6 protein-coding genes and 1 pseudogene are annotated in these 14,677 nt (G+C 38.6%); 1 reads left to right on the top strand and 6 read right to left on the bottom strand.

Going from position 1 to position 14,677, the window contains the following annotated elements:
- Positions 1-128: 128 nt before the first annotated feature.
- The 6 genes and pseudogenes from HT730_RS10660 to HT730_RS03510 all read right to left on the bottom strand — a co-directional run bounded on the left by HT730_RS10660 (position 129) and on the right by HT730_RS03510 (position 14,007).
- Positions 129-1,298, bottom strand: a complete 1,170-nt coding sequence (locus HT730_RS10660) for a DUF1542 domain-containing protein (RefSeq protein ID WP_345890423.1) — start codon at positions 1,296-1,298, stop codon at positions 129-131.
- A pseudogene (locus HT730_RS10340) lies at positions 1,281-9,548 on the bottom strand (DUF1542 domain-containing protein); the annotation flags it as partial. The gene HT730_RS10660 and the pseudogene HT730_RS10340, both read right to left, overlap by 18 nt.
- Positions 9,549-9,960: 412 nt before the next feature.
- Positions 9,961-11,925 (bottom strand): peptide ABC transporter substrate-binding protein, encoded by a 1,965-nt coding sequence (locus HT730_RS03495; protein WP_173306822.1) that lies wholly within the window; start codon positions 11,923-11,925, stop codon positions 9,961-9,963.
- Positions 11,926-12,063: 138 nt separating this feature from the next.
- Positions 12,064-12,198, bottom strand: coding sequence for a 50S ribosomal protein L34 (rpmH, locus tag HT730_RS03500; protein ID WP_000831905.1), 135 nt, complete (start codon positions 12,196-12,198; stop codon positions 12,064-12,066).
- A gap of 144 nt (positions 12,199-12,342) precedes the next feature.
- Positions 12,343-13,557: a pyridoxal phosphate-dependent aminotransferase gene (locus HT730_RS03505; RefSeq protein WP_084948407.1), complete on the bottom strand. Its 1,215-nt coding sequence runs from the start codon at positions 13,555-13,557 to the stop codon at positions 12,343-12,345.
- A 156-nt stretch (positions 13,558-13,713) separates the two neighbouring features.
- Complete coding sequence (locus HT730_RS03510) at positions 13,714-14,007, bottom strand: hypothetical protein (protein WP_173306823.1); 294 nt, start codon at positions 14,005-14,007, stop codon at positions 13,714-13,716.
- A 161-nt stretch (positions 14,008-14,168) separates the two neighbouring features.
- On the opposite strand from HT730_RS03510, the gene HT730_RS03515 reads away from it, so the two are divergent.
- The gene (locus tag HT730_RS03515; RefSeq protein ID WP_000079145.1) at positions 14,169-14,621 is read left to right on the top strand and encodes a universal stress protein; all 453 of its coding nucleotides are present in this window, start codon (positions 14,169-14,171) and stop codon (positions 14,619-14,621) included.
- The last annotated feature ends 56 nt before the right edge of the window (positions 14,622-14,677 follow it).

Here is a 14,677-nt window from a genome sequence, read left to right on the forward strand (position 1 = left end):
TTTCATTGAGTATAAAATATGTGATTATCTTGGGTTCTCACTTTTCTCATCCATCACTAGGATTGATGATTTCTCCAAATCCCCCTTATAATCTAACTTTAAGTAGAGAATAGAATTTTCTAGCTGTCCTATTTTCTACGTCTAGCCTTTCTTCCTAGCAAAGCAAAACCACTGGTTGCCGCCACTAGACCAAGACTAGCAAGTGCTGCACTTGATGCTGAACCTGTGTTAGGTAGTTGTTTGCCAGCAGGTGACTGGTAGGTAACATCTTGCATTGTTCCTGCAGTTGCTTGCGGTGCACTTGTTGCCTGAGGAGCAGCATTAGGAGCCACTGGTCTCTTAGGAACTGTAACCATGGCAATGGCTTGCACTCCAATCGTTTCTGCTTCCTTCACATCTTCCACAGTTTTCGCATTTTCAATCTCTTTGAGAGCTGCTTGTTTTTCTGCTTCCACTCTTGCTAAAAGTTCTGCTTTTTCTTTATCAGAAAGCGGTGAGCCTTTGATTTCATCCTGCTTGTCCTTGGCAGCTTTTTCAATGGCATTTTTAGCTGATTCTTTTTCAGTAGCTAATTGCTTAGAAGCTTGTGATTGAGCTGGGTTTTGTGAACCTGTGTTAGCCTGTCCGCCTGCCTGGCTACCACCGCCTGCATTCGCATTAGCATCTGAGCTTCCAGTATTGCCTCCCTTATCTCCACCTGGTATAGTTTCTGGCTTATACTCTGGTGTAGCTTCTTGAGTTACAGATTTACCTTTCGCAGATTGTTGAACTGTATCTTTTCCTAGAATCGTCACTACTGAACCATCTGGGAATGTGATTGTTGCTGTACCATCTCCAGCTACATTGATTGTCGCTCCGTCTAATGCTGAACCATTTGCTTGTAAAATAGCAACCTTAACTTTTTCTTTTTCTTCATCTGTTAAATGAGTTATATCTTTTACATCTACTCTTTGAGCAGGCGCTTTAACAGTTGATTTTTCAGCAGTCGGTTTAGTGCTATCTTGTGCTTTTGGATCTTGTACTACCAATTGATTTCCTGGAATTGTAATAGCTGAACCATCTTTAAAGACGATTGTCGCTGTGCCATCTCCAGCTACTTCAACTTTAACATCGCTTCCGAATCCATTTGCATCTACTACAGCTTTTTTAACAGCTTCTTTTTCTGCATCTGTTAATCTTGTAGCTTCTGCTACTTTTGTAGGGGTAGCTGGGATGATTACTTTTGTCTTCTCTGCGATTGTTGGTTGCTCTTGTGTTGAAGTTTCCTCTTTTTGAACTACTAGACTGGTTCCTGGAATTGTGTTTACTGAACCATCTGAGTATGTCAATGTCGCTGTTCCGTCTTTAGATACTATAACTGTCGCCGCTGGGTTGGCTGCTTGTACTTTAGCTGTTACTGCAGCTTGTTCCTCAGGTGTTAAGCTGTGAGCATTTCCAACTTCTGTAGTTGCTGGCACCACAGCTGGATTTTGCGCGGCTTGTGTTGAAGCTTCATTGTCAGTATCTTTGGCTACTACTAGACTGGTTCCTGGGATTGTATTGACTGAACCATCTCCATATGTTAGAGTTGCTGTTCCATCTTTAGATACCTTAACATCTGTCGCCGCTGGATTTGCTTCTTTGACCTTAGCTGCTACAGTATCTTGCTCCGTCTGTGTCAAGTTGTGAGTATTTTCAACAGGTACAAAGTTTCCTGGAACTTGCGCTGGGTTCTTCTCTGCATCTGTCTGAACTTTTGGAGTTTCTTGTTTACTTCCTTTTTCAACAAGTTTATCCCCTGTTATTGTATCTACAGATTTATCTGGATAGGTGATGACTACTGTTCCATCAGGTCTTACTTCTACTGTAGTTCCTGCTGGGAAGTTGTTCGCATCTTCTACCGCTTTTTTAACCGCAGCCTGTTCTTCTGGTGTTAACTTCGTAGTATTTCCTACTTGTGTTTTTCCTGGGATAACTGGCTCGGTTCTTGACGCGATTGTTCCTGTCTCTTTGTTAGCTGGCGCTACTAATTTATCTTTAGAAATCGTATCGCTTGAACCATCTTTATATGTGATAACAGCTGTTCCATCTGGTTTTACTTCTACTGTTGTTCCATCTGGGAATGTGTTCGCACCTTCGATGTTTTGACGAACTTGTTCTCTTTCTTCATCTGAAAGTTTTGCTGGATTTTCCACTTCCACTTTGTTTTCAGGAACTTTCGGATCGAATTTAGATGCAATAGAGCCATCTGGTTGAACTTCATTTATCTTATGAATACCAGCTTCTTTCGCCGCCTTGATTTCATCTTTAGATTGAGCTTTGTTGATGTCTTCAATCGCTTTGTCTTTGGCCTTATTGATTTCTTCGATAGCTTTGGCTTTCGCTTCGTCTGATAAATCTTTATTGTTCTTGATTTCGTTAATGCGTTTTTGAGCTTCTTCTAGTATTTCAGCTTTTGCTTTCGCTTTTTCTTCATCAAGGTTTGTTACATCTGGTTTCTTAACTTCTGCATCAGCTTTTGGATCATATTTTTCAATATTTTCTTTTGCTTGATCTGCAATTTGTTTAGCTGTTCCTGCTGATGATGCTTGGTCAATAGCTTTGTTAGCTTCATCTTTAGCTTTATTGATTGTTTCTTCAGCTTTTTGCTTTTGCTCTTCGGTTAAATCTGTATCCTTCTTGATTTCTTCAAGTTTTTTCTTAGCAGCGTCTTCTACTTGTTTTTTAGCATCTTCTTTAGCCTTAGCAAGATCATTATCTTTATCAGCTGTGCCTAAGGAATCAACTACTTCAACCGGTACTTTTACAGTTACTTTAGTTCCATCAGCTAGTGTTACTTCCACTTCTGCTTCTTTAGTTCCTGTTTCAGTTGTAGTTGGTTTAAAAATAACTTTCGCTGTTAGTCCATCAGCTAGTGCTAATTGTTTTAGGATTTCTTCGTTTGTTAAGCCTTTACCTTTTTCTACAGTTACTTTTCCTGATACTAAAGCAGTTTGTAAGTCTAACTCTGGTTTGAAGATACTTGTAGATTGCCCTTTAGCAGTTTGTACTACTACATCTTCTTTTGGTAGATTTCCGTTTGGAGTCTCAACATTTCCTTGATCATCAACCTTGACATCGTCCTTGTTTAAGCCTGGATTTGCTTCAACAATAGCTTTCTTAACATCTTCTTTTTCTTTGTCTGTTAAGTTATTCGAATCTTTAACTCCTACAGGTGTGACAGGTTTCTTCAAAGCTGGTGTTACTACATCTTTTGCTGGTAAATTACCTTGTGGTGTTTCAACATTACCTTGACCATCAACCTTAACATCATCCTTGTTTAAGCCTGGATTTGCAGCTACAACAGCATCCTTAACAGCGTCTTTTTCTGCATCTGTTAAGTTTTTAGGATCTTTAACTTCTACAGGTGTCACAGGTTTCTTCAAGGCTGGAGTTACAACTTCTCCTGCCAGTAAATTACCTCTTGGCGTTTCAACATTGCCTTGACCATCAACCTTGACATCGTCCTTGTTTAAGCCTGGATTTGCAGCTACAACAGCATCCTTAACAGCGTCTTTTTCTGCATCTGATAAGTTATTGATATCTTTAACAGGGACAAGATTTGTCGGTTTTTTCAAGGCTGGTGTCACTACATCCTCTGCTGGTAAATTACCTTTTGGTGTTTCAACATTTCCTTGGTCATCGACTTTGATATCTTTATCTGTTAAACCTGGATTATTTTTAATAATCTCTTCTACAATCTTAGATTTCTCTGGTTCTGTCAATTTAGATGGGTTGACAACTTCAACTGGGGTTGTTGGTTTCTTCAAGGTAGAAGTTACAACATCTTTTGCTGGCAAGTTACCTTGTGGTGTTGTGACATTTCCTTGATCATCGACTTTGACTTTATCTTCAGTTAAACCTGGATTTGCCTCTACAACAGCTTTCTTAACGGCTTCTTTTTCTTTAACTGTTAAGCTATTTGGATTTTCTACTTCAACAAGTTTATTCGGTTTATTTAAAACAGTTGTTATAACATCTTCTTTTGGTAGATTTCCTTTTGGAGTTGTTACACTGCCATCAGGATTTACTGTAACATCACCTTTGTTTAAGCCTGGATTTGCAGCTGCGACAGCATCCTTAATGTCTTCTTTTTCTTTTTCTGTTAAAGCATTAGGATTTCCAACTACAACTGGTGTTGTTGGCTTCTTCAAGGCTGGAGTTACAACATCTTTTGCAAGTAATTTATCACCATTCTTAGTTGTTACATTACCTTTGTCATCGACTGTAATATCATCTTTGTTTAGACCAGGATTTGCGTTGGCTACAGCTTCTTTTACTTTTTCCTTTTCATCATTTGTTAAATGATTTGGATCAGCTACTACGACTGGTGTCGCTGGTTTGTTTAATGCCTGAACAACAACTTTTTCTGCTTCCAAGTAACCTTTAGGAGAAGCTACATCTCCCTTATCACTCACATAGACTTCAGATTCTTCTAATTGAGGGTTAGTCGCCACAATCGCTTTTTTAACAGCTTCTTTCTCTTCATCTGTTAAATGATTGATATCTGTAACTTTAACCTTTTCTTTTGGTGGAGTTAACTTTCTCTTAGCTGTTTCTGTAATATCTTGTGGCGTATGAACAGCAGCAATTTCCTGTCTACCTTTTTCTGTGGCTGATGCTATAGCTTCTGGCGAAGTTGCATTATTGATGTTTTCTTCGTGTTTTGCTTTCAGTTCATCAACTTGTTTCTTCAATGCTTCTTTTTCTTTTTTAGATAATGCATTGTCTTCATCAATTTCAGCTTTTTCAGCATCTGCAGCTTTTGTTAGATCAGCTTTTGCTTTGTCTATATCAGTCGCTTTTCTTACAGGTACTTCGATTTCATCTTTTGATCCGTCACCATAAGTAACTTCTACTACAACTACTTTCTTACCTTCATTTGCACCTGTTCCTTCCACAATTTCTCCATCATTTTTGACTTGTTTGTCTGTCGGTTGTGGTTGTCCTTCTGGTACTACTACAGCTTCTGTAATTGCTTTTTTATCTGTTTCCGCTACTTTAGGAGCATTAGATGGGTCTACACTTACTGGAACTCCTCCTGCTGCAGTTACTGAATCTTTTACATTTGGAGTAGCTTTATCTTTATCTTTTTGTCCTTCTGAACCACTTTGATCATCCTGATTATTTTGTTCTCCTTGATCACTCGTAGTATCAGATTTTTTAATTACCTCGACCTTGACTGTTTCACTCTTACCATCACGTGTTACTGTGACTGGAACAACAAACTTACCGTCTTCATTGGCGATTACACCAACTGTTACATCTTCATTGGCTTGTAATTCCTCACCATTTACTCTGACTTTATTTTTCACTAAAGTTTCATCTTCTGGTGTTAACTTATCACCTGCAACTGGCTCTTTTGAAATCGATACCGGTTGGGTTGAATCAGTAACCGTCAACTTAAATGGTTCAGATTTTTTAGTTACCTCGACCTTGATTGTTTCACTCTTACCATCTCGTGTTACCGTTACTGAAACAACTGTTTTATCCTGCTCTTGTGTAACTTTGCCAAATTCTACCTTGTCGCCTTCTTTTAACGACTCGCCATTGACTAGTAAGTTTTCTTTGATTTTTTCCTTATCTTCGTCTTTTAAGTCTTCTCCTACTGTTGGGGTATTTGGTATCTCAATAGGTTTTGCTGGGTCTTTTACACCTACTGTAAATACTTGGTCTTTTTTAACAACTGGAACTTCTATTATTTCTTTTGATCCATCTTCGTATGTTACTTCGACTTCTACTACCTTCGTTCCTGGAGTTTTGCCGTCTTTAATAGCACCAGAATTTAAGATTTCTTTCTTAGTTGGTTGTGGTTGTCCCTCTGGAACAGTCACCGCGTCTTTAATTGCAGTTTTATCTGCTTCGCTATCAACGTTTGTTGCTGTATCTGGGTCTACAGAAATTTCTACCGCTCCGCCTGTTACTGTTGGAGTTGCTTTCTCAGCATTAGTTTTATGAACAGCATCGATTGCTTTCTTACCGTCTTCTGTTGCAGTTGTTACTTCATCAGTTGTTCCAGCTTTATCGATATTAGACTCTGCAGCTTTCTTAGCTTCATCGACTTTCGCTTTTTCAGCTTTCTTTTGATCTTCTGTTAAGGTCTTGTCTGCTTCGATTTCTGCTTTTTCTTTGTCTGCTGCTTTTGTTAAGTCAGCTTTCGCTTTTTCTTTTGCTTTGTCTAATGCTTTTTCTGCTTCTGTCTTAGCCTCTACAGTCTTAGATGCAGGAAGTTTATTTTGTGATTGGTCAGAATATGTTACAGTTACATTTCCTTGTTCATCTACTGTAATTTGATTATCTTTTAATGTATCATTTGCTTTCTTAACTGCTTCTTTTACCGCAGTCTGTTCTTCTGGGGTTAACTTTTTAGGATCTGTTACTTTTACTTTTTCAGGATCTTTTAGTGGTGATTTCGCTGCTTCTGTTCCTTCTACTGGAACTTCAATTTCTTTTGAAACACCATCGCGAGTTACGGTTACTTTAACGTATGTCTTACCGTCTTTTTCTGTAATATTTCCGTATGTAACAGTCTCATCTTGTTTTAAAGCTTCATTATTAGCTGTTACGCTATCCTTGACAATTGCTTTATCTGCATCTGACAGAGTTTCACCTGCCACTGGTATTTTAGAAATTTTTGCTGCATCACTATTTTTAAGAGTCAAAGTAAAGTCTTCAACTTTTCCTGACAAGGCAATTCGTGCTTCTTGCAATTTAGCTAAAGCATCATCCACTTCTGGTTGTGTAGCATCTTGCTTAGCAAACACTTCTTGAGCTTTTGCTAAAGCATCATCGTAAGCTTTTTTCTTATCTGCACTTGTTTCTTTAACATAAGCTACTGAATTTTTAATCGCATCTGATTCATCAATTTCTGCTTTCAAAGCATCTTTCGATACAGGCACAACAACCTCTTGTCCTGTTAACTCTTTAATTGCTTTTGCTAGATTCTCAATTAGAGTAGATACCTCTGATGCATCCGCTGAAGTTCCTGTCGCTTTATCAGCTACTTTTGAAGCTGCATCTTTTGCTGTATCAAAAGCCGTTTTCTTATCTTGATCAGCTGTATTATATTTTTCAGATCCTTTAACTTCTTTAGCTTTTTCTACTAATTTTTGTAAAGAATCCATCTTAGAGTCTAGCTCTCTTGCAGTATTCACAATACGGTCAAGTTCTGCTTTATCCCCAGCTGCAACTACTTGTTCTTTCAATTCCATTTTTTGAGCATTGTTTAAATGAGTTAAACCATCAATAATATCTTCAGCATCCGTACGGGCTTGCTCACGACTTACTTTTTCTTCTGCATCTTTGAGAATTCTGTCCAATTGATCTTGTGATGTTGCATCATCAATCTGTTTTTTATAGTTAGTCTTATCTTCCTCTGATAATCCAGGTATTTGGTCAATTTTCTTCTTGTAGTCTTCTTTTAGCTTGTCAGCTTCAGCTTTTTCTTTATCTGCTTCATTTTTTGCTTTAAGAGTTTCCGCTTCTTTGAGAATTTCTTCAATCTTACTTACAGAATCGGCGCTTTCAATTTTATTTTTAAATTCTTCTACTTTTTCTGGAGTTAAACTATCTTTAATCTTCTCGATTTGCTCCTTAGCTTTTTCCTTAGCTTTTGCTAAGTTAGTCGCGGTTGCATCAGTCAAAATTTTATCAAGCAAAGATTTTGTATGGTCTAAAGCTTTTCCTTCCGAGCCATCTGCATTCTCAGGGTCTGCTATACCTTGATCATCTACTTTTTTACGTAACTCTTCTTTTTCAGCGTTAGTCAAGTAAGTTAAGGCATCAATTCCTTTTTTAACCTCAAGTTTTTTCTCTGCTATACCTTTTTCGTTTTTAGAATTTCTTGAAATTGCTGTATTTACAACAGAATTTATATCTTCCTGACTTGTTTTACCTTCCAACTCTTTTTTGAAGACTTCTTTTTCTTTTGGAGAAAGGAAAGTTAATTTATCAATTGTCTCATTTCCTTTTACTTTTGCTTCTGCTGCATCCGCATCATTAAATGTAGCTTTTAATTTGAATAAAGCTCCTTTCGGAATTGATACTCCCGTAGGCGTTCTATCGCCATTTAATATGGATACATGTTGAAAAGTTGTTCCAAATTTTTTAAAAGGTGAAAGGGATTTTCCTACAAAGTTATCTGAAACGCCACTCCCAACACTACTGATAAGATCACCATTAAAGGTCATTCCATTTACTTCATAAAATTTTTGTAAAGCTTTTTCAATCTCTTCATCACTAATATTATCCAAATTTGCAACTGGATATGGAGAAATGTGATAATAATAAGTACCGTTCGTACCATCTGAAGGTTCTGCTGCGTCTATATCTTTATAAACAAGAGCCCCACCTGGAATTACATCTGTTGAACCATCTAAGTAGGTAATAGTTGCTGTTCCATCATTTCCAATTTGAATTCCATCACTTCCATTTTGTAGATTTTCTATAAATTTCTTCTTACCTTCTGGAAGAGTATCATTACTATTGTCTTGGTTTGCCTTTAAAATTCTATCTTTAACAAGTGTTTTTTCAAAATCTGTTAAACTATCCGGATTTTTAACTCCAAGACGTTCTGGAATTTTAGGCTCAAAAAATTCAGTATTTTTATATAATGCAGGAACTTGTTCCGTTGATACTTTAAAGCGTGATCTGAGCGAGCCCGCATGTCCTACTTTAACCCCCGCACCAAAATCTAAGGTATATCTTTCATTTTTTAAAGTTGGGTCCACAACTTCATATTCTGCTTCAATCGTAACGCTTTGGTGTGCTGCTTTTTCCCAGTCAGCATAGAAACTCTTGGTATTGTTCTTAAACAATTGGTAAATAGCTTGGTCTCCTGGCTTCCCTGCTATAGTATCTCCCATGCGCCACCAAAACATCGCATCCAGATCCCCGCGGTAAGTCTTCCCACTTTCACCTGTTGTATCGTTGTACCATTCCCATTTAGTAGGGTCACCTGCATTTAAAGCTTTGGCAGCTTCTGCGTTTTGGTAACGCGAACCGACAGAGTTAGACCATGAAATCCAGCCTTGAGAGCCTTTCCAACTAGTCATGACTCGACCTTGGGAGCCAGTACCAGTGTTATATAGAGTAACCCGTCTCGGTTCTTTCACTCCAATTGGAGTTGTAAACCAAAATTCAGGACGTCCTCCACCGTAGTGATAAATAGCAGAGGCTCCATACCCACCATTAAACTTATAAGTAACTTTTACATAGGGATTTGTTTTGCTATATTGTGACCAATCTACGTTAATTTGAATTTCTTTATCTACATCTACTACATCATGAACTCCACTACCAGTAGCTTTATCAGGAGATTCTCCTAAATTTGTATATAAAGTGCGAGCTGTCTTATCCCCTGTTTTTTCATATGTCAAAGCAGCTTCTACAGGTTGCACCGTCCCAGCAGCCCCAACTAAAGATGCCCCTATCAAACACGACGCCGCTCCAAAGCTAAACTTTCTAATCGAAAACTTTTCTACACGCTGCCACATTTGCTTGGAGCGTTTCTGCGTTCTCTTATACTTCATTCTTTGATCTCCATTTTTTATTTTTATTGCTTCTTATTCAAAAAGCCAATATACTATAATACAATTTTATTATAATATATCCGCTTTAGGCGATAAGAATATACGTACATTATAGCATAAAATCCCCCCCCCGTCCACTTTTAGCCTAATTTTTACTTTAATTAAAATATATAGAAATTTACCCTATTTGCTATCGTTTTGTCACTAATCCCTTATACAGATTTATAAATTTTAATCGATTCTCATTCAAAAACATAAAATAAGTCATTCTAGGTATCTGTATTCCTATCCCCTCCAGTTACTTCATCAAAAGTAAAAAATAAAAAAAGACCCTACCAGAATCAAAAGCGTCTGGTAAGGCTTTTCTCTGAACATAGTCACTATGCTTAACTAAAAAGCATGACTAGGAATATTATTGAATGTGGTTAGCTAAATCTTCCTGAGCTTTTTTATTTGACTCAGCTTTTTCTTTTAGCCATTTATCATAGAGTTCCTGGTACTGTTTCGCAGTTACCGGCTCTTTTTGCAGTTCAACATATTTGTAGTTATCAGCATCTCCCTTATGACCAACGAACGAGAAGGCTCCTGTGAACGGTACAGTCTTACGGAAGATTGGGTTGGCTCCGCCACTTTGAACTGGTAGGAAGAGGGCACTGTCAGTCAACCAAGCTTGGACTTCAGCAAATTTTTCATAACGAGCCTGAGTATTTTCAACTTCGCTATCTGCTTCATCTAGTAACTTCTTATAAGCAGAAAGTCCAATTTTTTCTTTTACTTCATTATCTTTTCCAGCAGTTAACCCAATATTATTAAGCTGAGAACCTGACTCTGGATCCAAGAGATCAAGATAAGTTTTCGGATCTGAGTAATCTCCGCTCCAACCTGAAATATCAATGTCATAGTCCTTTTGTTCAGCTGTATCTGCAAAGAATGTAGCTTGATCCTTCTCGTCTGGAGAAAGTTGAATCACGTCAATCACAACGTTGTCCGCCCCAAGGGTTTCTTCCACTGTCTGCTTAAAAGAACTTGCTTGTTGCACATCTAACTTGGCCGTCTGGTCAACTGGCATATCCAAATGAATTGGGAAAGTCACGCCTTCTGCTTGCAAGGTTTCTTTAGCTTTAGCAAATGCTGCCTTGGCTTTTTCAGCATTTAAAAAGGCAGGTTGCGCATCATTCAAATTGATATTCGACCACTCTGTACCATAGTTAATAATCTTTTCATTGACAACATCTCCAAAGTTTTTACCACCGATTTGGACAAAATCACTTGGGATAAGCGTGTTACGCAAGATACGGTCTGCTCCATCTTCACCATTTGTCTGCGCTGCATAAGCATGACGGTCAAAGGCAAAGTTGACAGCCTGACGGAAATCCTTATTTCGCATGGCTGCAAGTGAATCTGTCTTTTCCTTATCAGACTGTTTCATGGTCTGCTTGTAGCTTTGACGATTAACGTTAAAAAGATAGTAGAAGGTAATGGAGTTTTGTGGTGTGTAGGTGATTTTGTCCTCATTCCCTTTTTTCAACTGATTAAACACTGAACTTGTCGGGAAGATACGACCGTCCGAGTAGTTCCCTTCCAAAAATCCTCTCGCCAAACTATCTTGATCAGAACCGCCAAAGAAAGAGAGCTTCACTTTCTCAATTTTCACATTATCCTTGTCCCAATAATTAGGGTTTTTATCAAATTCAATCAAAGATTTTGATGAGAAAGATTTAAACAAGTAAGGACCATTTGACAAGATACTGGATGGTGTTACACTTCCAAAGTCATCTCCCTTAGATTTCAAAAAAGCCTCATTTACAGGACTCAAAATGCCTCCAGTAGTCTTAGAATTCCAGTAAGATTCCGGCTTATTCAAAGTATATTGAAGAGTATAGTCATCCACTGCCTTAACACCAACAGTTTCAAAGTCAGATGTTTCCCCCTCAACGTAGTCTGCGAGGCCCTTGATAGAGTCTTGAACCAAGTACAAGTTTTCAGCCTTTTTATCAGCTGCATACTTGAGACCTGTCACAAAGTCATGAGCCGTTACATCCGCATACTCTTCGCCCTCTGAAGTGTACCATTTCGCCCCCTGACGGATCTTATAAGTGTAGGTCAAACCATCTTTTGACACCGTCCATGACTCAGCCATAGATGGAATGAGATTACCATACTTATCATTTTCTAACAAGCCATCAATCAAGTTGGTCGTGATACTTGAAGTAGAACCACGCGTTGACGTAATGTAGTCCAAGGTATCAGGATTACTGGTAAATACATAAGAGTAGGTTTTCTCAGCGTTACTTGATTGGGAAGACCCACATGCCGCTAGAGCTAGACCTGCTGTCAAAGCCATAGCTCCAAAAAGCATAACTTTTGATTTCTTCATGATTATTCTCCATTTTTTACAGTATGTGAAATATTATACACCATTTGAGCAAAAATATAAAGCCTTTTTGAACTTTTTTACAAAAATAAAAATCAGTAGACTCGAGTTCCTACTGATTTTTGTTATGGTTCGTTTGGATTATGCAGCCAAAACTTTGCGTCCTTTACGACGACGAGCTGCCAATACGCGACGACCGTTTTTAGTTGACATACGGTTACGGAATCCGTGTTTGCGCGCACGACGAAGTTTACTTGGTTGATAAGTACGTTTCACGATGAATACCTCCTCATAGATTTTGTATTCGTTTAGCCGGCTATAAAGTGATCAGTTACTAAACATACTTTACTATTCTATCTGATTCTTTCACTTTTGTCAATAGCTCAAGGCAAATGTTTACTGCTTTTTCGAATGTAAGCCCTATCTACGATACTGTTTCAAGAAACGAGTCATTTTTTCTTGGATTTGGGCAAGTTCATCGACACGAGGAAGATAAACGATACGGAAGTGGTCTGGTTCCTTCCAGTTAAAGCCTCGACCATGAACCAAGAGAACCTTTTCCTGCTTCAAGAAATCAAGAACAAACTGCTCATCATCATCGATGCGGTACATATTGCGGTCGATTTTTGGGAAGATATAGAGTCCAGCCTTTGGTTTTACCGCAGACAAACCTGGAATATCTTGAATAGCATTATAGATGAAATTTCTTTGCTCATAAATTCGTCCACCAGGAAGGAGCAATTCATCGACCGACTGGTGACCACCCAAGGAAGTTTGTACGACTTGTTGGGCCAAAACGTTAGAGCAAAGGCGCATATTGGATAGCATATTGAGCCCTTCGATATAGCCCTTGACATGAGTCTTAGGACCAGACAAGACCATCCAACCCACACGGAAACCAGCGATACGATGGGATTTTGACAGACCATTCATGCTGACACAGAAAACATCTGGTGCCAGGCTCGCCACAGGCGTATGCACATGTCCATCCATGACCATGCGGTCATAAATTTCATCCGCAAAGATAATCAAATCGTTTTGACGGGCAATCTCAATAATCTCCAACAAGAGTTCCTTAGGATAAAGGGCTCCAGTTGGGTTGTTTGGATTGATAAGGACGATTGCCTTGGTATTGGAAGTGATTTTTGACTTGATGTCGTCAATATCTGGATACCATTCTGCAGCTTCATCACAGATATAGTGAACGGCATTTCCTCCAGCTAGGCTGACAGCAGCTGTCCAGAGAGGATAGTCTGGCATTGGCACCAAGACCTCGTCCCCATTGTCCAAAAGCCCCTGCATGGACATGACAATCAGCTCACTGACACCATTTCCAAGGTAAATATCATCAATATCTACGTTTGGGAATTTCTTCAATTGGCAATACTGCATGATAGCCTTACGGGCTGAGAAAATCCCTTTAGAGTCAGAATACCCTTCACTATCACGCGCATTCATAATCAAGTCATGAATGACCTCATCTGGCGCTGTAAAGCCAAATTCTGCTGGATTTCCTGTATTCAGACGTAAAATCTTTTCTCCGTTTGCTCGCATCCGCATGGCTTCTTCCAAAACAGGACCACGGATATCATAAGCAACATGCTCTAACTTACTAGACTTGTTATATTCTTTCATCTTGTTTCCTCAATTCATCGAGATAGTAACATTATACCACTAGAAAGAGAATGCGACAAGTTTGCTGAAATGTATTACTAGGTGCGGATAAAAGAAAAACCTCACTAAAAGCGAGGTCAAGACAAGTGAGATAGCAGGTATTTTGCGAAAGACATATCACATACCAAAAGATAAACCTAGAAAAAGTAAGCCTAAAAAGGAGTCATAGAGAAGATTAAACATGAGGAAAAGTCCCCATATCATCAAGTAATCCCAACGCCCACTTCGTTTTGCAACTAGGAATAAGATTAGATGGTAGAGTAGATGAAAGAGTAAAAAGCCAATAAAACCTGGATAGAGAAGCGGAATCAACTTCTCTAATTGCCAGATCATGATCACTTCTAGCAAGACTGAAACTAGGATGATTCCATAATAAAGGAAATTTGATTTTTGAAAAGAGTTTTTCATCATTCTCCCTCCCTTCACTTCTTTCCTGCTATCCTTTCTTTTATTTTATCATATATTTATATAGATTTTAAGCGCTAACATTCTTTTGAAAAATACTTTTTTTGCTTTACTTCTATAGTGAAAAGGTTTACAATGATAGTAAGAAAATTTCAGGAGGTTTCATTATGGCACAACGTTACCAAAATATCATGGTCGCAATCGATGGTTCTAAGGAAGCGGACTTGGCTTTTATCAAGGGAGTTCATTCTGCTCTACGAAACGACGCTAAACTCACCATCGCCCATGTCATTGACACACGCGCTCTTCAAAGCGTATCCACCTTTGATGCTGAAGTTTACGAACAACTCCAAGTCGATGCTGAAAGTCTGATGAAAGAGTACGAAAAACGTGCTAAAGATGCTGGTGTGGCAGATGTTCATATCGTCATTGAAATGGGAAATCCAAAGACCCTACTAGCACGTACTATTCCAGATACTGAGGAAGTGGATCTCATCCTCGTTGGCGCAACTGGTCTCAACGCCTTTGAACGCCTCTTGGTCGGCTCTTCATCTGAATACATTCTCCGCCATGCTAAGGTCGATTTGCTGGTTGTGAGAGAACAAGAAAAAACCTTATAATTACAAAGAAAAGGAGCCAAAAGCTCCTTTTTGTTTACTATTTATACTCTTCGAAA

The organism is Streptococcus sp. k-628, from assembly GCF_013277475.1.
GTDB lineage: Bacteria > Bacillota > Bacilli > Lactobacillales > Streptococcaceae > Streptococcus.